The organism is Thalassospira sp. MCCC 1A02898 (genome assembly GCF_001618185.1).
GTDB lineage: Bacteria > Pseudomonadota > Alphaproteobacteria > Rhodospirillales > Thalassospiraceae > Thalassospira > Thalassospira tepidiphila.
Window position 1 is genome coordinate 310,376 of record NZ_LPXK01000013.1, and the last position, 22,269, is coordinate 332,644.

At 53.7% G+C, this 22,269-nt stretch carries 24 protein-coding genes; 10 read left to right on the plus strand and 14 right to left on the minus strand.

From position 1 onward, the window contains the following. Nucleotides 1-17 precede the first annotated feature (17 nt). Nucleotides 18-560 carry a DUF924 family protein gene (locus tag AUQ41_RS18140; RefSeq protein ID WP_063090125.1) on the plus strand — a complete coding sequence of 181 codons (543 nt, stop codon included), beginning with the start codon at nucleotides 18-20 and terminating at the stop codon, nucleotides 558-560. Nucleotides 561-619: 59 nt separating this feature from the next. Here AUQ41_RS18140 and AUQ41_RS18145 read toward each other — a convergent pair whose 3' ends face one another. Both AUQ41_RS18145 and yaaA read right to left on the minus strand, forming a co-directional pair. Then, nucleotides 620-1,684, minus strand: coding sequence for a glycosyl transferase family protein (locus AUQ41_RS18145; RefSeq protein WP_008890716.1), 1,065 nt, complete (start codon nucleotides 1,682-1,684; stop codon nucleotides 620-622). Between the two features lie 24 nt (nucleotides 1,685-1,708). After that, entirely contained in the window at nucleotides 1,709-2,485 is a 777-nt protein-coding gene (gene yaaA, locus AUQ41_RS18150; protein ID WP_063089683.1) for a peroxide stress protein YaaA, read from the minus strand. A gap of 194 nt (nucleotides 2,486-2,679) precedes the next feature. On the opposite strand from yaaA, the gene AUQ41_RS18155 reads away from it, so the two are divergent. Continuing rightward, nucleotides 2,680-3,000 (plus strand): peptidylprolyl isomerase, encoded by a 321-nt coding sequence (locus AUQ41_RS18155; RefSeq protein ID WP_063089685.1) that lies wholly within the window; start codon nucleotides 2,680-2,682, stop codon nucleotides 2,998-3,000. 75 nt (nucleotides 3,001-3,075) lie between these two features. Here the strand turns inward: AUQ41_RS18155 and AUQ41_RS18160 are convergent, their stop codons facing one another. The 3 genes from AUQ41_RS18160 to AUQ41_RS18170 all read right to left on the minus strand — a co-directional run bounded on the left by AUQ41_RS18160 (nucleotide 3,076) and on the right by AUQ41_RS18170 (nucleotide 4,792). Beyond that, entirely contained in the window at nucleotides 3,076-3,426 is a 351-nt protein-coding gene (locus AUQ41_RS18160; RefSeq protein WP_063089686.1) for a DUF1491 family protein, read from the minus strand. Beyond that, a complete protein-coding gene (locus AUQ41_RS18165) occupies nucleotides 3,427-4,221 on the minus strand; it encodes a peptidoglycan DD-metalloendopeptidase family protein (protein WP_063089688.1) in 795 nt (264 codons plus the stop codon). Nucleotides 4,222-4,306: 85 nt separating this feature from the next. Continuing rightward, nucleotides 4,307-4,792 carry a hypothetical protein gene (locus tag AUQ41_RS18170; protein WP_008890721.1) on the minus strand — a complete coding sequence of 162 codons (486 nt, stop codon included), beginning with the start codon at nucleotides 4,790-4,792 and terminating at the stop codon, nucleotides 4,307-4,309. Nucleotides 4,793-4,964: 172 nt separating this feature from the next. On the opposite strand from AUQ41_RS18170, the gene AUQ41_RS18175 reads away from it, so the two are divergent. Continuing rightward, nucleotides 4,965-5,654, plus strand: coding sequence for a DUF599 domain-containing protein (locus AUQ41_RS18175; protein WP_008890722.1), 690 nt, complete (start codon nucleotides 4,965-4,967; stop codon nucleotides 5,652-5,654). Between the two features lie 64 nt (nucleotides 5,655-5,718). Here the strand turns inward: AUQ41_RS18175 and AUQ41_RS18180 are convergent, their stop codons facing one another. Then, nucleotides 5,719-6,906 carry an MFS transporter gene (locus AUQ41_RS18180; protein ID WP_063089690.1) on the minus strand — a complete coding sequence of 396 codons (1,188 nt, stop codon included), beginning with the start codon at nucleotides 6,904-6,906 and terminating at the stop codon, nucleotides 5,719-5,721. A 354-nt stretch (nucleotides 6,907-7,260) separates the two neighbouring features. Between AUQ41_RS18180 and thrS the strand changes: the two genes are divergently transcribed. Continuing rightward, nucleotides 7,261-9,198, plus strand: a complete 1,938-nt coding sequence (gene thrS, locus AUQ41_RS18185; RefSeq protein ID WP_063089692.1) for a threonine--tRNA ligase — start codon at nucleotides 7,261-7,263, stop codon at nucleotides 9,196-9,198. A 74-nt stretch (nucleotides 9,199-9,272) separates the two neighbouring features. Here thrS and AUQ41_RS18190 read toward each other — a convergent pair whose 3' ends face one another. Beyond that, nucleotides 9,273-9,998 (minus strand): DUF4126 domain-containing protein, encoded by a 726-nt coding sequence (locus tag AUQ41_RS18190; protein ID WP_063089693.1) that lies wholly within the window; start codon nucleotides 9,996-9,998, stop codon nucleotides 9,273-9,275. A gap of 133 nt (nucleotides 9,999-10,131) precedes the next feature. On the opposite strand from AUQ41_RS18190, the gene AUQ41_RS18195 reads away from it, so the two are divergent. Further along, the gene (locus AUQ41_RS18195; RefSeq protein ID WP_063089694.1) at nucleotides 10,132-10,599 is read left to right on the plus strand and encodes a lipopolysaccharide assembly protein LapB; all 468 of its coding nucleotides are present in this window, start codon (nucleotides 10,132-10,134) and stop codon (nucleotides 10,597-10,599) included. Nucleotides 10,600-10,707: 108 nt separating this feature from the next. Next, nucleotides 10,708-11,091: a hypothetical protein gene (locus AUQ41_RS18200; RefSeq protein ID WP_063089696.1), complete on the plus strand. Its 384-nt coding sequence runs from the start codon at nucleotides 10,708-10,710 to the stop codon at nucleotides 11,089-11,091. 93 nt (nucleotides 11,092-11,184) lie between these two features. Here AUQ41_RS18200 and AUQ41_RS20780 read toward each other — a convergent pair whose 3' ends face one another. Beyond that, complete coding sequence (locus AUQ41_RS20780; RefSeq protein WP_143588715.1) at nucleotides 11,185-11,514, minus strand: hypothetical protein; 330 nt, start codon at nucleotides 11,512-11,514, stop codon at nucleotides 11,185-11,187. A gap of 46 nt (nucleotides 11,515-11,560) precedes the next feature. Between AUQ41_RS20780 and AUQ41_RS18205 the strand changes: the two genes are divergently transcribed. Beyond that, nucleotides 11,561-12,643 (plus strand): SPOR domain-containing protein, encoded by a 1,083-nt coding sequence (locus AUQ41_RS18205; RefSeq protein ID WP_168173407.1) that lies wholly within the window; start codon nucleotides 11,561-11,563, stop codon nucleotides 12,641-12,643. Here the strand turns inward: AUQ41_RS18205 and AUQ41_RS21370 are convergent. Continuing rightward, nucleotides 12,633-12,989, minus strand: a complete 357-nt coding sequence (locus tag AUQ41_RS21370) for a PGPGW domain-containing protein (protein ID WP_063089699.1) — start codon at nucleotides 12,987-12,989, stop codon at nucleotides 12,633-12,635. The genes AUQ41_RS18205 and AUQ41_RS21370 overlap by 11 nt on opposite strands. Nucleotides 12,990-13,134: 145 nt before the next feature. Between AUQ41_RS21370 and msrA the strand changes: the two genes are divergently transcribed. Next, entirely contained in the window at nucleotides 13,135-13,779 is a 645-nt protein-coding gene (msrA, locus tag AUQ41_RS18215; RefSeq protein ID WP_063089701.1) for a peptide-methionine (S)-S-oxide reductase MsrA, read from the plus strand. Nucleotides 13,780-13,831: 52 nt separating this feature from the next. Here msrA and AUQ41_RS18220 read toward each other — a convergent pair whose 3' ends face one another. The 5 genes from AUQ41_RS18220 to moaB form a co-directional block, all read right to left on the minus strand. Continuing rightward, nucleotides 13,832-14,593, minus strand: coding sequence for an IclR family transcriptional regulator (locus AUQ41_RS18220; RefSeq protein WP_063089703.1), 762 nt, complete (start codon nucleotides 14,591-14,593; stop codon nucleotides 13,832-13,834). Nucleotides 14,594-14,663: 70 nt separating this feature from the next. Next, complete coding sequence (locus tag AUQ41_RS18225) at nucleotides 14,664-15,476, minus strand: hypothetical protein (protein WP_063089705.1); 813 nt, start codon at nucleotides 15,474-15,476, stop codon at nucleotides 14,664-14,666. 185 nt (nucleotides 15,477-15,661) lie between these two features. Beyond that, the gene (locus AUQ41_RS21300; RefSeq protein WP_063089707.1) at nucleotides 15,662-16,690 is read right to left on the minus strand and encodes a methyl-accepting chemotaxis protein; all 1,029 of its coding nucleotides are present in this window, start codon (nucleotides 16,688-16,690) and stop codon (nucleotides 15,662-15,664) included. Nucleotides 16,691-16,965: 275 nt separating this feature from the next. Next, nucleotides 16,966-17,733 carry a sulfite exporter TauE/SafE family protein gene (locus tag AUQ41_RS18235; RefSeq protein ID WP_063089708.1) on the minus strand — a complete coding sequence of 256 codons (768 nt, stop codon included), beginning with the start codon at nucleotides 17,731-17,733 and terminating at the stop codon, nucleotides 16,966-16,968. A 64-nt stretch (nucleotides 17,734-17,797) separates the two neighbouring features. Then, complete coding sequence (moaB, locus tag AUQ41_RS18240; RefSeq protein WP_063090127.1) at nucleotides 17,798-18,328, minus strand: molybdenum cofactor biosynthesis protein B; 531 nt, start codon at nucleotides 18,326-18,328, stop codon at nucleotides 17,798-17,800. Between the two features lie 421 nt (nucleotides 18,329-18,749). On the opposite strand from moaB, the gene AUQ41_RS18245 reads away from it, so the two are divergent. Together AUQ41_RS18245 and AUQ41_RS18250 are read left to right on the plus strand one after the other, a co-directional pair. Next, nucleotides 18,750-20,702 carry an acetoacetate--CoA ligase gene (locus tag AUQ41_RS18245; protein ID WP_063090129.1) on the plus strand — a complete coding sequence of 651 codons (1,953 nt, stop codon included), beginning with the start codon at nucleotides 18,750-18,752 and terminating at the stop codon, nucleotides 20,700-20,702. 494 nt (nucleotides 20,703-21,196) lie between these two features. Continuing rightward, nucleotides 21,197-22,219 carry an amino acid ABC transporter substrate-binding protein gene (locus AUQ41_RS18250; RefSeq protein ID WP_063089710.1) on the plus strand — a complete coding sequence of 341 codons (1,023 nt, stop codon included), beginning with the start codon at nucleotides 21,197-21,199 and terminating at the stop codon, nucleotides 22,217-22,219. The last annotated feature ends 50 nt before the right edge of the window (nucleotides 22,220-22,269 follow it).

Here is a 22,269-nt window from a genome sequence, read left to right on the forward strand (position 1 = left end):
AGATGGGTGGAAACATTATGAAACCTGAAACGGTTCTTGTTTTCTGGTTCAAGGAACTCGAAGAAAAACAGTGGTTTATCAAGGATGAAGCCCTGGATCGCCATATCGCGGAACGCTTTGCCGATTTTCACGCCGCCGCCACGGCCGGAGAGCTTTTTAACTGGCGCAAAACCGCCCATGGACGACTTGCCGAAATCATCGTTCTTGATCAGTTTTCACGCAATATGTACCGCGATCAGCCACAGTCCTTTGCATCAGATCCAATGGCATTGGTGCTGGCGCAGGAGGCTGTTTCCTTGAAGCTGGATCGCAAACTGGTCACACCGCAGGAACAGGCATTCCTGTATATGCCGTATATGCACTCGGAATCCGAAATCATCCATGAAGTGGCGGTTGACCTGTTTTCACAGCCCGGCCTTGAGAACAATTACGAGTTCGAGCTGAAACACAAAAAGATCATTGACCGGTTTGGCCGCTATCCACACCGCAATGAAATACTGGGCCGTCCATCGACGCCAGAGGAAGTGGCGTTTCTCAAAGAGCCCGGATCATCGTTCTGAGCATTAAAAAAGGGACGGTTTCCCGTCCCTTTCATTTCATCTCACTTGATCGCGGAACATCAGCCAACATCACGGTCGCGATTATCCCACCAGCCCTGCACAAGGCTTTCTGCCTCATCCATGTAATCCGCCTTGCCGGCAAGGAAGGCTGCCATGGCGGCACTGCCCTTGATCTTGGCTTCGGCCGGAATATCTTCCACCTCGCCACGCCAGACCGCCAGAAAGTGCTTCAGCGATACAGGGCTTTGGTCTTCGCCATCCTTTTCGGTTTTTGACAGCAATGCCGGCCAGCGAACATCATTGAGCTCACCATTATCAAGCATGCGCAGATCGACATGCTTATAGGGTGTTCTTTCGGCTTCGCCGCCACCGCCCTTGATCACACCGATGCGTGGAAGTTCCAAAAGCTTGCCGGTTTCACGATGGACATCAAGAAACGCCGGATGAAACACACCAAGGAAGGCTGCACGCGCATGCAGAGGATTAAGCAAACGCAGTAACGTATTGACTGGACTGCGTAATCCAAGAAGTGGACGCAATCCAATCAGCTCCTGCAGCTTGGGATGCATATGACGCAGCGGCAGATACGCAAAGCCCTTCGATGCGATATCAGAACGCGCTTCTTCTGCAGACATGGCAATCGGAAGCTTAAGCGCCTTGATGGCAACTTCTGTGCTGATCCCGTTGACCAGATGCGAGTTATAGCCATGCATCAGCACCGGAACATTATTCTGCGACAGCAGAAGCGCCGACAGCACAAACCAGGGCAGACCACGGGTCCGACCGGCCGCATAGGATGGCCAATCCAGCGCAGGACGCATAAGCGCGTCATCTTTGCTGTCTTCATCCGGTTCAAGACGCGCGGCCTTGCGCACAGCTTCGATCATGCCGGCCAGTTCTTCGGGCGTCTCAGCACGGTAGCGCAGCATCAAAAGGAATGCGCCAAGCTGGATCGGTTCGACCTCGTCGCGCAGGATCATCGAGAAGGCATCAAATGCCTCCTCGCGGGTCAGACTGCGCGAACGGCCCGGCCCACGGAAGAACGTGCGGAGATAGCCAGAAAACGGATGCGCCTCTGGTAAGACATTCTCATCCTCGAGCTGTTCAAGATGCTCGTCGGTCATATGGTTTCACCGGAATAGTTGGTGTTACTGATCGTGAATACGTGTGAAGACCCACTCTGTCTCGGTCGAGAGGTCATCCTGATAGCGATAGCCATCAACATTAAACTTCTTGAGCTCTTGCGGGTCTTCGAGCCGATTGTCAATCATATAGCGTGCCATCATGCCACGCGCACGCTTGGCCGAGAAGCCGACAACCTTGGCCGTACCGCCCTTCACTTCCTTAAACACAGGCGTAATTACCGGGCCATCAAGGACCTTGGTCTTGATCGATTTGAAATACTCGTTCGAGGCGAGATTGATCAGACTACGGTCCTTGTGACCTTTGGTAATCTCGTTGATTTCTTTTGAAAGCTTATCATCCCAGAACGCGTAAAGGTCCTTGCCCCGCGGGTTGGAAAGGCGCGTTCCCATTTCCAAACGATATGGCTGCATCAAATCGCGCGGCTTCAGGAGGCCATAAAGGCCCGAGAGCATCCGAAAATGATCCTCTGCCCAGTCGATGTCTTCGGCCTTCATGGTATCGGCATCAAGGCCGACATAGGTATCACCGCGGAATGCAAAAATCGCCGGTTTGGCGTTGGTACGATCAAACGGACGCGAAAAATGCTGAAAACGCTGATAGTTCAGATCGGCAAGGTTTTCGCTGATGCCCATGAGCTTCATCAGATCGCTGCGGCTTTTTTTGCGCGCGACATCAACAAGTTGTTCGGTGTCGTCCAGAAATGCGGGTTGAGAAACAGACATTTCCGGGACGTCTGTTTCGAAATCCAGCTTCTTGGCCGGGGACACAACAGCAAGCATCAATCTGCCTCTTCTCTTTCATCTCGGTTCGATTTGTCGTAACAAGCCACAAGGCATGGGCAATGTCTAGGGTCCAACCCTATGTACAGGAGTATACGCCTGTACATGGATTTGGACCCTTAGCGTTATCCATAAACTTCTAATCTTGCAGAAAATCCGTCGGTTGCAAGTTTTGACGGATGAAAGGACCCATTATGAGTGAACAAGTTCGCGCGTCGCACATTCTTCTGATGTATGCCGGTTCGGCACGTTCGACCGCCACCCGCACCAAAGACGAAGCCCTGACCGAAATCAACGCGCTGAAAGACCAGATCGCAAACGGTTCCGATTTCGCAGAACTGGCAAAAGCCAACTCCGATTGCCCGTCCGGCCAGCAGGGCGGCGACCTTGGCTTCTTTGGCCGTGGCATGATGGTTCCGGAATTCGATGCCGCTGCGTTCAGCATGGAAGTTGGTTCGACGTCTGACGTGGTTGAGACCGATTTCGGTTACCACCTGCTGCAGCGCACCGCATAAGCAATCGCTTGCACATGATGCAAAACGTAAAGGCTGGCATTTGATTGCCAGCCTTTTCTTTTTCAGACGCGCCTGTCAGAAATCAACAATCGGGGCATCAAGTTCGTATTGCCCCTTGTGATCTTCGATCTCCAGCACCCAGACATCCGGATCATAGCCAATTTGCTTGCGCCAGTATTCATCGCAGGCAAACTCGGTTTCGCGGCCCCCATCCGGGCCACCGGCCACCAGCATCCAACCCAGTTCTCCATCAAGTGTCGTCACACGTGAATAGACAAAGCATCCTGCGTCAAACCGGTTGAGCTTCACAAGCACGGCCCCGGCATCTTCGTTGCCCATGTGGGCCACCATCGCCGTAATCAGGTTCGACTGGCAAATCGCGATCTGCGCGCGCACCCACAACCCGGCTTTTAGACGCGGTTGCATCTATACCCCTTCCCGTGACGCGGTCACGTTTTCGGGCATTTGCAGGATCAGGTTCGGGTTGGGGCAGATACTTTCCCAGATATCCCATTCAGACGGCTTGGCGGCACCAAAGAAGTCCCCTTCCCGCCCCAGCATGTCAAAGATGATCTGGAAATGCAGATGCGGGATCCAGTCGCCATTGATCGGGAAATCGCCAAACCGACACAGAAGGTCACCGGCGTTGATTTCCTTGCCCTTGTAAAGCCCTTCCAGGGATTCGCGGCTGAGATGACCATAGAGCGTATAGAACCTGATGCCTTCCGCCGGTTCATGCTGCAAGATAATGGTCGGCCCATAATCCAGATGCAGGTTGTTATCGGCAAAGCTGTGCACAACACCGTCCAATGGCGCAAATACCGGCGTATATGCCGGTGCGAACAGATCGATGCCAAGGTGCTGACTGCGGGCCTCGCCATCGTTTTTGAACTGTTCGGATTGATAACAAATCCGGTCCTCGCGATAACGCCCAATGCCAACCGGGGCATTGGCATCGGCCAGTTGCTGCCACATGATTTCGGTCTGGCGTGCCGGATCGCTTTCGCCACCAATCACCACATCGCCGTTTGAAGAAAAGTCGTAGACGATCTTCGCACATGTCTTGAGGTCGCATTCCATGACAGAGTGAAAAACATCTCGGTTCTCATCGATCCAGGCACGCAGGCTTGCGGCTTCTGGCATCGGTTCCTCGCCATTTGCAAAGCGGTCCTGATAGGATTGAAGACGTTGGGCAGCAGCGGTCGATCGCAAGGCGGTCACGGTGGTGGCTCCGAAACAGAAAAAGGCAGGGAACGATGCCCTGCCTTTAGCTACATTAATTTTTGCCTGATCGGCAAGCCTTGGCTTACCAGTTGGTCACTTCATATTCGCAGGACACATCGTCATCATCGGTGTCGGTCAGCGCAACCGTCAGGCGGCGCATCTGCGGATTGAAGCGTTTGATGAAGTTCAACAGCAGCAGTGCTTCTTCGGAAAGCTCGCCCGCGTCTTCGTCATCTTCATCAATTTCGCAAAGCTCGACCAGTTCCAGGAACAGGGCACCAAGGGCGCGTTTGACGTCTTCGCCGCCTTTAAGGCCTCCGGTAAGCTCGCCAAGGGGTGAAAGATCGATTTCAAGTTTGCGCAGGTTTTTGCTCATCTGGTCGATGGCATCTTCATCAAGCACCATTTCGGCCGCGATCATGTGCGTGCCGACTTCGTTGATGTTCATGAAACCGATGAACTCGAACAGGTCGTCTTTGGTGCGACCGTCTTCCAGCAGCTTTTCGGTATGGGCTTCGAATTCTTCGAAGTCGATGTCGTCGCCAAGATCGTTTTCAAGATCGCTCATGTCGCTCTCCAATCAAAATTTGCGCTGCTGATACTCTGGATTACGGGAAAACTCAACCCGGACTGGTGACATGACCATCTGCTATGCATCCATCACATTGCGTGGCAAACAATATTGCGAACGATAGCGCATTATCACTAGGATTAGAATAAATCTGATGGAACGGCTTTGAATGGAACCCGTTATGCCCACCTTCACGCTTCTTGATGTTGTCGCAATTTGTTGGGCGTTTGCCTGGTGGGTTGGTTATACGATTTTTGCCGATGCCAGTTCGCGACGCCGCAACTCCATCTCGGCACATATGGCACGCAATCGCCATCGCTGGATGGAACAGATGCTCAAACGCGATATCCGGATGGTGGATACATCAATCGCCAGCAACCTGATCACCGGCATCAGTTTCTTTTCCTCGACCACCATTCTGGTCCTGATCGGTCTGATGGCGCTCCTGGGTTATACCGACAAGGCGATTGAAACTGTTTCTGCCCTGCCCTTTGCCGCTGTCACCACGCCGGCGGTCTGGGAATGCAAGGTGGTGTTGCTGATCGTGATCTTTATTTATGCCTTCTTCAAATTCACGTGGGCGTTTCGGTTATCGAACTATTGTTCCATCCTGATCGGTGCCGCCCCAGAAGCCGACGCGCCCGATGCCGCCCGCGCGGCAGCACGGGCATCACGCATGAGCATGATGTCGGCCCACAACTTCAACCGCGGAATTCGCGCCTATTTCTTTGCGCTCTCGGCATTGGGCTGGTTCTATCATCCCCTTGCCTTCATTGTTTGTGCAACCTGGGTGACGTTGGTTCTCTATAATCGGGAATTCCGATCGCACGCGCTCGATATCCTGAGCGGTCATCACTGATCGTCACCGCAACGAAAAAGGGCCGCATGTGCGGCCCTTTCCTTTATCTATCAAAGTCCTGCCTTCAGGCCGCTTGTGCCTTGCGGCGGATCGCGAAGGTCGCAACGATCAGCAACACCAGACCAACCGGCAAAGCGGCACTGTAAAGCAGCGTGCCCCATCCCGACCCGGCATAGATCGTGCCTGCCGACAGCGATGCAACCGCAACGGTGCCAAATACGCAAAATTCGTTGATCGCCTGCACCCGCGCCTGTTCGGACGGACGGTAGTTTTCGGTCAGGAACGTCGTCGCACCGACAAACATGAAGTTCCAGCCAACGCCGAGAAGTACCAACGACACCCAGAAATTGCCGATCAAGTCCTGTCCCGCAAGACCAACCGCAAGACAGGCAAAGTTCAGGATTGCACCGGCCTGAATGACCTTAAGCGCGCCAAATCGCTTGATCAGGTTGCCGGTAATGAAGCCGGGCGCATACATGCCCACCACATGCCACTGAATGATAAAGGCGGCATCACCGAACGCGTAATCGCAATCAAGGATCGCAAGCGGTGTCGCCGTCATCACAAAGCTCATGACCGCATAGCCAAGCGCACCTGCAATGATCGCAACAATAACGGCGGGTTGCCCCATCACCGTTGATAACGGGCGTGCCGGTTCAGGATGCTTGTGCCCGCGCATGTCGGGTAAACGCAGTTGACCAATGGCAATCACCAACAGGAACTGCAAGCCGATCAGGGCAACGAAGGTGCCAAGAAACGGGATCGTCTCGAACCAGTCCCGCGCAAAGCTTGCCAGGTTCGGCCCGATAAAGGCCGAGGCAAGCCCGCCCAGCATGGTGTAGGAAATCGCACGCGCACGAAATTCGACCGGTGCGGCTTCTGCGGCAGCAAAGCGGTATTGCATGGCGATGGCATTGCCAGCACCAATGCAGGCACATGCCACACAAAGCAGCCAGAAATTGGCGTAGTAGACAGCGCCCATACCGGACACGGCGCCCATCATGGCAATGGTCGCCCCCATCCAGAACCCGAATTTCCGGCCCATCTTGGCCATGACAACCGCCGACGGGGCCGTCATCGCCATCATGGCAATCATCATGAAGGCGACTGGCAGGGTTGAAAGGGATTTGTCACTGGCCAGCGAAAAGCCGATCACAGCGGCGACCGTGAAAATCAACGACATCGCGCTGGCAGACAACGCGACGCACAGACTCAAAATCATGATGTTCCGGCGAACTTCCGGGCTCGACATTTGGGGCTCCCTTCGATGGCGTTGGTGGCGCCGTAATAATGTGTTGAACAAAACCTGCCTTTGGCAAAGGCTTGCGTCTTGCTCTACAAGTTTGTCCTGTTATATTAAGTCTTCACCTTACGGGATAGTATCAATGCACGGCTTTGCCGACAAAAAGTTGAATACCGCCAAAAACACTGCACGCCTGATTGGCGTTGCGGCGGTTCGTGCTGTCCCGAAAGTCGCTTTTTTCAAAGAGCGAACTTGACCTCATCCTGAAATTCCTTTTCTTGTGCATTTACCCCGCGTAAACATGCGGGTCCTATATGTGCATTCCAAAATTATGCCCGCAGATAAAGCAGAGTTGAGCCAACCATGATTGCCCTGACCCTTCCCGATGGTGCCGTACGCGAATTTGACGGCCCGGTATCGGGTTTCGATGTCGCCAAAAGAATCAGTTCTTCGCTGGCAAAGAAGTCCTTTGCCATCATCGTCAACGGTGAAGTGCGCGACCTCGCGCGCGAGATTGACACTGACGCGACTATCGAAATCGTGACCAAGGGCCATGCGGAAGTTCTGCCGCTGATCCGTCACGATTGTGCGCATGTCATGGCCGAAGCCGTCCAGGAACTTTATCCCGATACGCAGGTCACGATTGGCCCGTCGATCGAGAACGGTTTCTATTATGATTTCGCCCGCGAAACGCCGTTTACGCCCGACGATCTTGTGAAGATCGAAAAACAGATGCACAAGATCATCGAACGCAACGAACCGATCGTGCGTGAGGTCTGGGACCGCAACGAGGCGATCAAGTTCTTCCTTGATAAAGGTGAGAAATACAAAGCCGAGATCATCCGTGATCTTCCTGAAACCGAGACCATTACCTGCTATCGCCAGGGCGATTTCATCGACCTGTGCCGTGGGCCGCATGCACCGTCGACCGGCAAGATCGGCAAGGCCTTCAAGCTGATGAAGGTTGCCGGCGCCTATTGGCGTGGCAATTCGGATAACGAGATGCTGCAGCGTATCTATGGCACCTGCTGGGAAAGCAAGGAAGACCTGGATGCGTATCTGCACATGCTTGAAGAAGCCGAAAAGCGCGATCACCGTCGCCTTGGCCGTGAAATGGACCTTTTCCACATGCAGGAAGAGGCCCAGGGTTCTGTCTTCTGGCATGACAAGGGTCTGAAGCTTTATCGCAAGGTCGAAACCTATATCCGTGATCGCCTCGATGCCGCCGGGTATCAGGAAGTGCGTACGCCGCAGTTGGTCGACCGCGTGCTTTGGGAAAAATCCGGTCACTGGGAAAAGTTCCGCGAGAACATGTTCACCACCACCCCGGATGAAGATGATCCCGAGAAGGTTCTGGCGCTTAAGCCGATGAACTGCCCGTGTCACGTGCAGATCTTCCGTCTTGGCAGCAAGTCGTATCGTGACCTGCCGCTGCGTATGGCAGAATTTGGCTGCTGTCACCGCAATGAACCGTCTGGTGGTCTGCATGGCATCATGCGTGTCCGTCAGTTCATTCAGGATGACGCCCATATCTTCTGCACCGAAGACCAGATTGTCTCGGAAACCAAGATTTTCTGTGACCTTCTGAAATCGGTCTACAAGGATTTCGGCTTTACCGACATTCTTGTGAAGTTCTCCGACCGTCCGGAAGTGCGTGCGGGTTCTGACGAGATTTGGGACAAGGCCGAAGCAGCCCTTCGCGAAGCAGCTGAGGAAGCGGGTCTGGCACTTGAAGTCAATCCGGGTGAAGGCGCGTTCTATGGGCCGAAGCTTGAGTTCGTGCTTCGGGATGCCATCGGCCGTGACTGGCAGTGCGGTACGCTTCAGGCTGACTTCGTTCTGCCGGAACGTCTTGACGCATCCTATATGGGTGAAGACGGTGAAAAACACCGCCCGGTCATGCTGCACCGTGCGATCCTTGGATCGCTTGAACGCTTTATCGGTATTCTGATCGAAAACTATGCCGGTCGTTTACCGCTATGGCTGTCACCGGTTCATGCGGTTGTCTGCACCATTACCAATGATGCCGACGACTATGCCCATGAAGTTAAGGCAGCACTTGAAGCCAAGGGCCTGAATGTTGAGCTCGATACCCGTAACGAGAAAATCAACTACAAGGTCCGCGAACACAGCCATGCAAAGGTTCCGATGATCCTTGCGCTTGGCAAACGCGAAGCCGAAGAAAAAACTGCTTCGGTCCGTCGCATTGGGTTCAAGCACCAGAAGACGTTTGGCATTGATGAACTTGGTGATGCAATGGCGGCCGAAATCCGTGATCGCGTGATCGAAGCCGACTTCTGATTGACGTCAGAAACACAACCAATAAAGCCCGCAAGTCAGATACTTGCGGGCTTTTCTTTTGGCTCAACACCATCCTATTCAGGTGGAAGTTTCGGTTTACCCGATGGAGGCAAAGCTGAACCGCCTGCCCCTGAAAGATTGAGTTTTGGCAGCCCCGTACCGCCGCTTGCTTGTTGCGCACGCGTTTGGGCATAGGCCACGGATGGATGACGCGCGTTGCCAAACACCTGTCCGATGAACCGCCAGATCTTTGGCACCAGCCAGACCAGAAGCAGAACAAACAGGGCAAACAGCACAAAGAAAACTACTGGATGGAAAGCGACTGTGTAAAGTGCGCCAAATACGGCGACATCCTCGGCGACTGAGGCGATGCTGTTGCTAAACGGTTCAGGCGATGTATTGATTGCCGCGCGGCTGCCGGCCTTTGTAAAGTGGCTCCCAGCCGCCACCGTCCCGCCGACCAGCAAGGCAATTGCAGTTTGAAGGCCGTCGCCCATGCCGGTATCAAGGCCGCTCATGGCGCCTGCGGCAAGGAGTGCGCCGGCAGGAATCCTGATGAAGGTATGAATGGCATCCCAGACGCTATCGACGATCGGGATCTTGTCGGCCACAAATTCGATCAGATAAAGGAACATGGCGAGTGCCAGCACCCACCAGCTTCCCAGAACCTGAAGCTCCGGCGGCAAATCAAGCAGCCCGAAATTGTTCAGAAGACCAAGAATAACCACTGTGCCATAGAGGTTTACACCACTGGCCCAGGCCCCGCCCATTCCCAACGCAAGAGTTTCAATTACCCCCACAGATTCCGCCCTTTCAAAGCCATAATTCTCACCAACAAGTGAACAGGAAAAACGTTCAGTTGTGATAAATCACACTTTCAGCGCATCCCGACACACGTATTAATGCCAAACCAGATCACAGAAAGGTACGACGATGGACCGTAACGGTGAAACCCCAAAAATGATCAAGGCATGTGCTGTTATGATGATGCTTGCCACCCCGCTTCTGGCAGGCAACGCTTTTGCAATGGGCAGTTCGGACAGCTGGAGCTCGGAAGGCACCGACCTTTCCGCTGTTACGGAGCTTGTTGATACCGGTATGTACGACATGGCGATCGACAAGATTGAAACCATGCTCGAAGAAGATCCGGAAAATGCCGATCTGTACAATTACCTGGCCTACAGCCAGCGCAAGATGGGTGACTTTGACAGTGCGGCGCAAAACTATGAACGCGCCCTGATGATTGACCCTGAACATGTCGGCGCTCTTGAGTATCAGGGCGAACTTTTCCTTCAGACCGGGAAACCTGAAATGGCTCAGGAAAACCTTGCGCGACTGGAACAGCTTTGTGGCATGGACTGCGAAGAGTACAAAACGCTGGCCAGCAGCATTACGAATTGACCTCTCCCGTTTGGTCGCCAATAGAACCTATTCTTTAGGATAGGTTCTTATTTTTGTGCGAACACGCCATATGTCTGTCAAAGTTGTACACAAAAAACAGGAATAAAGATGGCCGACGCGGCACTTAGCAAAAGTTATACTGTGGTTTGCCTGCGCAAGACAGGGAACCTGATGGAGCTCGAGCCGGTATCCGACTACAGTTCTGCTCTAAAGACTGCCAAGGATGCGATCAGCAGCAAAGGCAATTCTGAAGTACGGATCGTTGAAAACAAGTACGACCAAGATACCCGCAAGGAAAAGAAGCAGGTCATCAAGATTTTGACGTCCGATAACGCGGGCGGCGCAATGGGTGCCTCCGGCCGATCTTCTCAAAGCCGTGGCATGACGCGTGAAACGGCAAACAAGGCAACAAAAGGCATCATAAATATCGTCATCGCCGTAACCGTGCTGATCCTGCTTATCGGGATCATGGTTCCATTGGCCATGCGGTGATTTACCTGTCTGCTCTGTGCCACCCTTCTGAATGCGATACCGCTTGCTTGCTATGTCCCTGATTTCCAAAGACAGCTGATCATCATCGTTGCATTAGCAGGAGTTGTTTTTGCTGGCGATGAAAGATATAACTTTCTGTAATACAGCGATGGTCAGGTGAAGCGTGAAAATCAGGTTTGCGACAACAAACACTCCCCTTCGACGCAACTGGGGAAGAATAACTGCCGCAGCTCTCCTGCCGCTCCTGACTGCTTGCAGCACCTCTGATTTTTCCGGTCTTTGGTTCGGTTCGTCGCCCACGTCGCAAGAACTGAGTTCCCCATCGAACGAACAATTGCCTGCAGCGGAAAAAACAAGCTTCAACCGGGCCGCATGTGGTTTGTTTTTCGGCCACACGGCTTCCACCGGCACCGAAATGCACAAGGATGGCTCCACCCCATCCGAACCGATTTCACTTGACCGAAGCCCCGTGGATAACTTCCTGCAGGCGATTTCATATGACATGGACGGCAACTATGAAAGTGCGCGCAAGCTTTATGTTTGGCTGACCGCGACGCCGCCCGACGCCAAGATTGATCTCGATTGCGGCCAAGGTGTGCGGCTTTCAGGCAGCATCAACAGCCTCGCGCAACGACGGCTTGTCACGCTTGATGCATCATCCCCGGAATATGCGCGATCCAAAGAAATAGATGCCGTTGTCGCATCCGCCACCGTTGCGCCAGGTCCAGAGTTACCCAATCCGCCGCAGGTCGAACGCGATCGCCGGTTTTATGAAACCGGTGGCGTGGTAGAGGCAGAACCCGAAGCGCCCACCAGTCCCGTCGTTCAGATGGAGATGGAGGTCAGTGAAAACACGGCGCGACTGACACGGGTTGACCGACAGGCCGCCGCACCAAACACGACGCCTGCAGCAACGCCTGTCCCCGCCCCTAATAGAACCGACGGGCCGGCGACCAGTGGAACAGAAACGGCAGTTTCAAAACTTGCCCCGGTTGCCGCCCCTGCGCCGGTGCCCAGTCAGTCAGTGCAAACCGCGGCACCGGTTCGCGTTATTGCTGCGCCGACGATTGCCGGCGACGCAGCATCAACAGAACATAAGGGTGCAATGGTCACCTCAAACGCGCGCCCGACTGAACAGGGCGAACTTGATATTGTTGACCCTAAACCCGAAGCACCCATGATCGAACTTCCGATCACCTCGACAGAGCCGGTAGCAACACAAAACGTGGTGGCGCCATCAACCGAAAACTCGGCGCCAGCGGAAACTGCGACCAGCCAAACCACGCAAAGTGATAGCCCCTACTACTCGGTTCAACTTGCAGCGTATCGTTCGCGCGGACGTGCGGAAGATGCATGGACGAAGTTCCAAAGCGCATCGCATGGCATGCTGGCGGCAGCAGACCATGAAGTTGTCAGCATCGCGATTGAAGGCAAAGGTCTGTTCTTCCGACTGCTAACCGGAATGTATGCTTCCTCCGCTGATGCAACACAGGCTTGCAACAGCTTGAAATCTGCCGGGACGGATTGCCTGGTTCGACGCGTTAGTCCGTAGACCTCTGTCGGGCGGATGCCGCCATCTTCTCAGACCGCATCAAGCCATCCGGGCGGGTTTTCCGACCGTGTCTTCGAACGAACCCGGGCATCTTTCCCAAAAAATATTCGATCTTGGCGTTGTGCCGGTAATACCGCCAGCGCAGATGCTGGATAAATCGCCGCGTTTGTTTTGATCCCGCTGCCAGCAACGGAATACCAAGCGCAATAAACACCATGCCAAAAAATGGTGGCGGCAAAGGCAGGAATAGAAGCCCAACCAGCAAACTGAACGCCCCCAAAAGCATCAAAGCTGTCGATTTCAAATGCTTGAACCTGTGCAAAGCCATTCCATTATGCAGTTCCATGGACTTTTGGTGCGGATTATCCGCGTGATCGCGGGTGCGGCCAAAAGAATGTTCAAAGACATTTGATCAAGACGGGAATTGCTATTGTGCGCTTCTGGAGTACATTGCAGGCATGAACGCAAATTCTTCTTCGGGAAATCAAGACATGTTCTCCGTGCTGAAATCAGACAAACCCAAAATGCCAACCGCTGACACTGCGCTTCCGGGGCGCGACGAAGCACTGCCGGTTGCCGATGCCAATATCGTCACAGGCAATCCGATGAAGGGCCCCTTCCCGGATCATCTGGAAATTGCCGTCTTTGGCATGGGATGCTTCTGGGGGGCGGAACGCCTGTTCTGGAAAGCTGAAGGCGTTTACAGCACTGCTGTCGGCTATGCCGGTGGCTTCACCAAGAACCCGACCTATCGTGAAGTTTGCAGCGGCATGACAGGCCATGCCGAAGTGGTGTTGGTCGTCTTTGATCCTGCCGTAACGTCCTATTCAGCGCTTTTGAAGCTGTTTTGGGAAAACCACGACCCGACTCAGGGGATGCGTCAGGGCAACGACATTGGCACACAATACCGGTCCGTCATCTACACCTTTACGCCTGAACAACAGCAAGCGGCTGTTCAGTCACGTCAGGACTACAACGCCGCACTGAAAGAAGCAGGTCAAGCCGACGTGACAACCGAAGTCACCGAGGCACCGGAATTCTTTTATGCCGAGGACTTCCATCAGCAATACCTTCACAAGAATCCTGATGGCTATTGCGGGCTCGGCGGCACTGGCGTTTCCTGCCCGGGTATGTAAACAGCAATCCGACTGAGCAGGATCGCTTTGGTCCGTGGAAGAACGCCGGTCTTTAGACCGGCTTTCCTCCATATTCACGGCTCAGGTCGGCGCAGACACGGCGTATTTTAAGCCCTAATTGCTCGATATGGTCGTTTGGAATACGGGCCGCGGGCCCCGAAAGTGATAATGCCGCGATTGGCAAACCCGTTTCATCACGGACAACGCCCGCAACACAACGCAGACCAACCGCGTGCTCTTCATCATCAAGGGCATAACCGCGCTGGCGGCAACGCTCCAGATCCTTTTCAAGAGCGTCCTGGGTTATCAGGGTTCGTTCGGTAATCTTTGGCAACCCGTGCTTTGCCACGACCGAATGCAGTTCTTCTTCCGGCAAAAAGGCAAGCAAGGCCTTGCCAACGCCCGAGCAGTGCATCAAGGCCCGCCGGCCGGGTGTGACGAGTGCGCGCATCATTTTGCGGCATTCCACCTGCGACAGGAAGATGACCTCCCCACCGTCTGCGACAGCAAGATTGACCGTTTCACCGCTGTCTTCCATGAGTGCGCGCATATAGGGGCGCGCGATCTGGCTGAGATTGCGATTTTTGGTAAACGAATTGCCGACGCTGAAAGCCTGAACCCCGACGAACCAGAGTGTGCGCTCCCCCTCGAACGACACATAGCGTTCGTGCTGCATGGTGGTCAGCAACCGGTGTGCTGTCGAGGGCGGCAATTTCACCTGATGGGAAATTTCGGTCAGGGTCATCCCGTCTTCGCTTTCGGCAAGCGCGTTGAGGATACTTAACGCCCTTACCAGTGACTGGACTTGCTGCATTCAGCGACTACTCCCTGTGTGCGGTCGATTTGACCGACCATCATTGTCGTGTTCTCTGAATGTTAGGAGATCATTGCGCTGCTTGCACGGACTTTTGGCGGACCCAGACGAAAGTGGTGTACCCGACCAAATAGACGGTGGCAGCCCCGAAGGCACACAGCGTGCCCAAGCCAAGCCCAAGAACAGGATAACCAAGGGTTACGGCAAGGATATAAACCCAGAGCGCCCCCATTCCCCTCGGAAAGTTTCGAATAACCGTATGCACCGGTTCTGCCCCATAGGTGAAATGAAGGATCAGCATCATGGGATAGAGTGTTACGGGGAAACCTGACAACAATCCTGCCCAGCGCGGACCAATCCATGCCGCCATGCCGCTGATGACCAGAACGATGATTGCCGCCAGTGAAGCACGAAGCAAAACAACCCGCTTGGTCAGGCGAACCCGATTGAGAATACGGACATTCTCGATCTTGCGGAAAAGGATGAGTGCGACAACGATCGCAACCAGCAAAATTACCGCCGCCTGCGTCAAGCTCATCGGAGCGAGCTGAAACAACCATGAGACAGACAGATAAGTGACAAACGCCCCGAGCGAGCTGAGAAGAATCTGTGGAAAGACAGGCAGCCGGACGCATTGGCGCGACACAATGAAATAGGCATAGAGGAAGGTTAAGGTCGCAATCAGGCCGGGCAAAGCGTACACCGCGCTTTCACTTGCGAAGGCAACACCCTGCTCGATTGCAATGAAATACAAAAGGATGGCCGTTCCCAACGGGTAACCTGACAACACGCCGGCGACACGTGGCCCTGCCCGTTCTGCAAGCATCGAAAGCCCCAGCACCGTTCCGATTGACACGGCAATTTTGGCAAGGATCAGTTCCAACAGCTTTCATCCTTCAAGGCAGTTACGATGACATTTTATCAATAAAGTGACAGCATCGTTATCTCTTTTCACACCAAGGGGCAAGCGCAAACACCTGAATACAAAACAAAAGAAGACGGACACCAACATAAGGTGCCCGTCTTCGTTTAGCAGATAGACATCGCCGTTTGCCTGGACGTCGACGTTCAGGCGGCAGCATTTTCCGCTCGTGGTGTTTGCACGATAACCCCACGCCAGCCCAGCCCTTGATAGGTTTCGTAACCTGGTGTCAAGGCGTAGGCCACAAGGGATCCGTCTTCGAGCAGATAGGCCCCGCGGGCAGGATCATCGACACGCAGATTAAATGTTTCGCTGAGCACACCGTGGTCATCGGAAGCAGCAAGGACCCGATTTTTTGCGTCGATCAACATCACCCGGGTACGTTCACGTTCTTCCGCGTTGAAGTTCAGCGATTTGACGATCATCGGTGCCTGGCTCTCCCAGTCAAAGAAAACCCCTAAAACACCGATCACATCGCCATCAACAGAACCGCCCCTGCGCACGGCGGTCGCATAAGTCGGGGTTGCGGCGTTGTTTAACAGTGAATTGGATGCTACATCCGCAACGGCATAGTGTCCACCATCCCGACAGCGCAACGCCTCCTGAAACCAGCCCTGACCAGAAACATTTTGCCCCATCACGCGATAGGAGTCCGGGCGTCCGTTGGCAATAACGTTCCCGTTCCGGTCCGCCACCCAAAGATCAAGATACACAGTATAGGAATCAAGGATCACACCGAGCCGTTCCGATGCACGCGACGCCAACGCAGGGTCTTGCAGATTTTCGCAAACATCGACCACGGCTGCGTCGGTTGCCCACCAACGCACATCGCAAGATCGTTCGTACAGGTTGCGATCCATCAGTTCGACAGAATAGCGGGCAAGGTCGGCAAAACGATCACCACGAACCGTCTGCGCTGTTTTCTCCAGATCGGAGGCAAGCGTCAGAAACATGTCTTCAAGTTCTTCGGTAATCACGTTGACACGTTGCGAGATTTCCTTGACCTCGTTGGCAACAACACCAAACCCACGGCCGACTTCGCCAGCGCGTGCGGCCTCGATCAACGCATTCAGTGCAAGGGTTCGTGTTGCCCGTGTAACGGCCTTGATTTCGGTAATTTTATCATTGGCTTGCCCGGAAATTGCTGTCGCAACCTGCAGAATTCTTTCTGGCATTTAAATAAAGCTCCCATATGCGCATCAGGTTTCCTCCTGGCTGCTGATCGCGTGCTTTTATTCGCCATCCATTCTGCTTGTCTTTGCAGCACTGATATCTAATAAGCCACTTATACCATTACGTAAATACAGGATTATACTCGTACCGCACGGCTATCTCATTGGCTTATGCCATTTCCACCCAGAAGAGAGCGGCTATCTAACATCAAAACCATTACTTGCTACGCCGACAGTTGACGCGGTGCCTTAAAGTACCGCGCAAACCGATGCGATCTTCAGGCTGCAAATTCGAGGATAGAATCTGCAAGCAGCTTAATCCCGGTCAGGAACAACAAGCTGTAGCAAACCCGGTAGAACAATTTAACGCTGACTTTGTCATGCGCCCACAAGCCAAGCCACGTCCCGAACAACGCGATCGGCACAAACAAAAGTGATGTTCCAAGGTTGGATGCATCGAATTGCCCAAGCAGCGCATACGGGATCAGTTTGACGTAATTGACGACAATGAAGAACATGACTGTCGTGCCGACAAAGATCGACTTGTCCATTCGCTGCGGCAGCAGATAAACCGACACCGGTGGCCCGCCGGCGTGGGCGACGAAACTGGTGAAACCAGCCAGTGCACCAAGAACTGTACCCTTGCCAATCGTTGCCCTGCCCGGTGCACCGGTTTCCTTCCGGCCACGAAGCCAATGATCAAGGGTAAAGATGATCGCGATCATTGCGATGATCAGTTTGACGGCTGCCTCGTTCAGGTAGCTGAAAGACAATGTCCCGACAAGAATGCCCAGTAATGCGGCCGGCACCAGGATCTTCATGTTCCGGCGATCCCAGCGGTTGCGATAGGCCCAGACATTTGCAAGGTCCATCAGGCACAGAATGGGAAGCATGATCGCCGCGGCGGCCTGTGGCGATACCGCCAACGCCATCAAAGGCACAGCCACAACACCGAGCCCGCCGCCAAAGCCGCTTTTTGAGACACCGGCGATTAAAACGGCGGGAATGCCGACAACATAGAAAAACGGATCCGAGATAAATTCCATCGGAAGTCCTTGTTAATGGGGGAATTCAGGGATCGCGGGCAACGGATATGAACGGCGTGCGCCTTTATTCTTCAAGCAGACGTGGCATGAGCTCGACGAAGTTGCACGGCCGATGGCGGATATCAAGCTGATAGGTCAGAATTTCGTCCCAGGCATCCTTGCATGCCCCGGTCGATCCGGGTAGCGCAAACAAATAGGTTCCCATACACACCCCCGCAGTCGCCCGTGATTGCACGGTGGATGTGCCAATTTTTTGATATGATATCCAACGGAACAGTTCGCCGAAGCCCGGGATTTCCTTTTCGTAGATTGCCCGGTGGGCTTCCACCGTCACGTCGCGCCCGGTAACACCTGTGCCGCCGGTGGTAATGATCACATCGACATCCGGGTTTGAGCACCAAGCACCTAGCTGCTTGCGCAAGGCCAATTGATCGTCTTTCAGGATTTTGCGTTCATAAACGTGATGGCCCTTGGCGATGATGCGTTCACAAAGAACCTCGCCCGAGGTGTCGTTATGGAGATCGCGCGTATCGCTGACAGTCAATACGGCAATATTGATCGATACAAAGGGTTGGCTTTCGTCAATACCTGCCACGGTTATCTCCATGTCTCATGAAATGCTGTGTCAACCTAATATGCCCAGACAGGCGTGCAAGCGTTTTCACGTGCAAGAAACGCTGGCATCGCAACCTAACGAATCACGATAGAACAAAAACCGTCCGCCATTTGATATTTTATTAGCCTTACGGGCTATTTTTAAGCTCCAACTCACAATATTTTTGCACGTCAAAACGTTAGATAATTATACAGTAACTACAGATACTTAAGGACCACACCTCGCCTTATATATGATGAAAAACAAGTCAATTGGTATTACCAATAAAGGATATCTGCGTTACTTCACTTGCTGGTCCGCTTTTTTCCGCCTAGAAAAGCGGTAAAGGACTACCAATTTGGCGCCCTCAAAGGATGCGCCGACGAGATCGAAACGTTCGGCAGGAAACAGAGGACTCATGATGAGCGACTTTCTTTGGCAACCGACGAAAGAACGCGTTGAAAATGCAAACGTCACCCGCTTTCGCGACTGGGTGAATGAAAAGCATGCGCTTAACCTTCAGAGTTTCACCGAACTCTATGACTGGTCCGTTGCCGAGATTGAGCGTTTCTGGCCTGCTCTTATCGAATATGCCGATTTGAGGGCGGAAACATGGGGCGACCGTGTCCTGATCGACGGCAACAAAATGCCGGGCGCCCAATTCTTCCCGGATGCGCGCCTGAACTTTGCCGAGAACCTTCTGGTCCGTGATGACGACACCGACGCCCTGATCTTCTGGGGTGAAGACAAGGTCAAAAGCCGCCTATCCTGGGCGGAACTTAATATTGCGGTATCAAAATTCTCGCAGGCCCTTCGCGCAGAGGGCGTTGGCAAGGGTGATCGCGTATGCGGCTATATGCCAAATATGTCTGAAACCGTGATTGCGATGCTGGCGACGGCAGCCATCGGGGCAACCTGGTCCTCCGCCTCCCCTGATTTCGGCGTTCAGGGTGTTGTAGACCGCTTTGGCCAGATCGAACCAACCGTGATGATCACCGTTGACGGTTATCACTATAACGGCAAGCAACACGACATCCGCGAAAAGGTTCACGATGTTGTAGAGCGGATCGACAGCCTGAAAAAGGTCGTCATCGTGCCCTATGCCTTTGACGGCGCCAACACGACGGATATCCGCAACGCCGTCACCTATGACGACTTCATTGCCCCCTTCCGGACCGAAAAGATCGTCTTTGAGCAGGTCGAGTTCAATCACCCGCTTTATGTGATGTTCTCGTCTGGCACGACGGGCAAGCCGAAATGCATTGTTCACGGCACGGGCGGAACCCTGCTGAAACAGGTTTCAGAACATATCCTGCATTGTGATGTCGCGCCCGGTGATCGCGTTTTCTATTTCACCACTTGTGGCTGGATGATGTGGAACTGGTTGATGGCTGGTCTTGCGGCCGGCGCAACGCTTCTGCTTTATGATGGCTCGCCCTTCTATCCGAGCGGCAATATCCTGTTTGACTATGCCGATGCAGAAGGCATGACGCTGTTTGGCACATCTGCCAAATATATCGATGCGTTGGCCAAGGCCGAACTCAAACCGCGCGAAACACACGATCTGGCCACTGTGCGTGCGATGACGTCAACCGGCTCGCCGCTTGCCCCGGAAAGCTTCGATTACGTTTATCGCGACATCAAGGAAGACATCCATCTGGCGTCCATCTCAGGCGGCACAGATATCCTTGGCTGCTTTGTGCTGGCCTGCCCTGTCCTGCCAGTCAAACGTGGCGTCATCCAGACCCGTGCCCTTGGTGTTGCTGTCGACGTGTTTGATGACGATGGCAACTCCGTGCGGAACGAAAAAGGTGAACTGGTCTGCACCAAACCATTCCCATCGATGCCGGTCGGCTTTTGGAACGATCCGGATGGTTCGCGGTATCACAGCGCCTATTTTGACCGGTTTGATAACATCTGGTGCCATGGCGACTATGTCGAGCTTGATGATGATGGCGGCATGGTCATTTATGGCCGCTCGGATGCGACCCTTAACCCCGGCGGCGTTCGTATCGGCACGGCAGAGATTTATCGCCAGGTAGAAAAACTACCTGAAATTCAGGAATCGATTGTGATCGGCCAGGACTGGGATAATGACGTTCGGGTGATCCTGTTTGTTGTGCTCCGCGACAATTACGAATTGGATACCGCACTGATCGACAAGATCAAGAAGCAGATCCGCAACAACTGCACCCCACGCCACGTCCCCGCCAAGGTGCTTGCGGTTGCCGATATCCCGCGGACAAAATCGGGGAAAATTACCGAACTTGCTGTTCGTGATGTTGTTCACGGACGGCCGGTAAAAAATCAGGAAGCCTTGGCCAACCCGACGGCATTGGAACTGTTTTCCAACCTGTCGGAACTGAAAACCTGATCAAGACAAGCCCCGCATCTCAAAGCGGGGCTTTTTCGTGTCGATCCTGTTTTGCAAGATACTCGACCGGGCTGGTTAACGAATGCCGCTCCCGATTCCGCAGTGCAACGATGCGTATTTTTTAAACAGCGTGAACTGATGCACTTTTTTTGATCATGGCTGATTGTTTGGTGAAAAAAAGTTCGTGCAATTTTCGGTCTTGCCGGTGATCAGAACGAAACTACCACTAGGTTATTGAATATATGAGACAAACAAAGTTTCGTATATTTTATGTGATCGTATCTCCGCGCGATATAACCGCAGAAAAAGCCTCAATTTTTAGCCAGCACCGTAGGTTCTAATGTTGCCAAAATTTTTTCACACTTGACACAAGGCGGCCTAAAATTTCTTAATTTGGCGGTCCGATCTTCTTCGGACAGATGGATATGCGGCTGTGCATATCCAGGGTGGCACAAAAGCTAAAAACAATGCTTTGCTAACAAGGGAGCTATCTTATGAAAATCCAGACGATCCTTGCCGCTGGCGCAATGACCGTTGCAGCCGTTGCCGCACAGAACGCACAGGCAGGTGCCGTGCTTGACGGCATCAAGGCCAAAGGTTTCGTTCAGTGCGGCGTGAACACCGGTCTTCCGGGTTTCTCCGCTGCCAATGCCGAAGGTAAATGGGAAGGTATTGACGTTGACGTCTGCCGTGCAACCGCTGCTGCACTTCTTGGCGACGCAAACGCTGTTCAATACACCCCGCTGACCGCAGCACAGCGCTTCACGGCTCTGCAGTCCGGTGAAATCGACATCCTGTCGCGTAACACCACTGCAACCACCACCCGTGATGCGAAACTGGGTCTGACCTTTGTCGGCATCAACTACTATGACGGTCAGGGCTTCCTGATCCCGAAAGCTCTCGGCGTTTCCAGCGCAACCGAGCTTGACGGTGCGACCGTCTGCGTTGAGCCGGGCACCACGACCGAGCTGAACCTCGCTGACTACTTCCGCGCCAAAGGCATGTCCTTCGAGCCGGTCGTTATCGAGAACATCAACGAAGCAACCGCTGCCTTCTTCTCTGGTCGTTGCGACGTTTACACCACCGATGCTTCGGGTCTTGCTTCCATCCGTACCCAGATGGCAGAAAATCCGGCTGACTATGTGATCCTGCCGGAAATCATCTCCAAAGAACCGCTCGGCCCGGTTGTCGCCCAGGGCGACGAACAGTGGTCGGACATCGTTCGCTGGGCTTTTGCTGCAATGGTTGAAGCAGAAGAGTATGGCGTCACCATGGAAAATGTTGACGACATGAAAGCAAACAGCACCAACCCGGGTATCCAGCGTCTTCTTGGCGTTTCGCCGGGCATGGGTGAAGCTCTTGGTCTTGACGAAGCTTGGGCATACAACATCATCAAGCAGGTCGGTAACTATGGCGAAAGCTATGAGAAAAACGTTACCGCCAAGCTCGGTCTTGAGCGTGGTCTGAACGCTCTGTGGACCGATGGTGGCCTGCAGTACGCATGGCCGGTTCGCTAATCGCTAGCAAACCGACTGCCTAAACCTACGAAGCTCCGCCCCACTGCCTG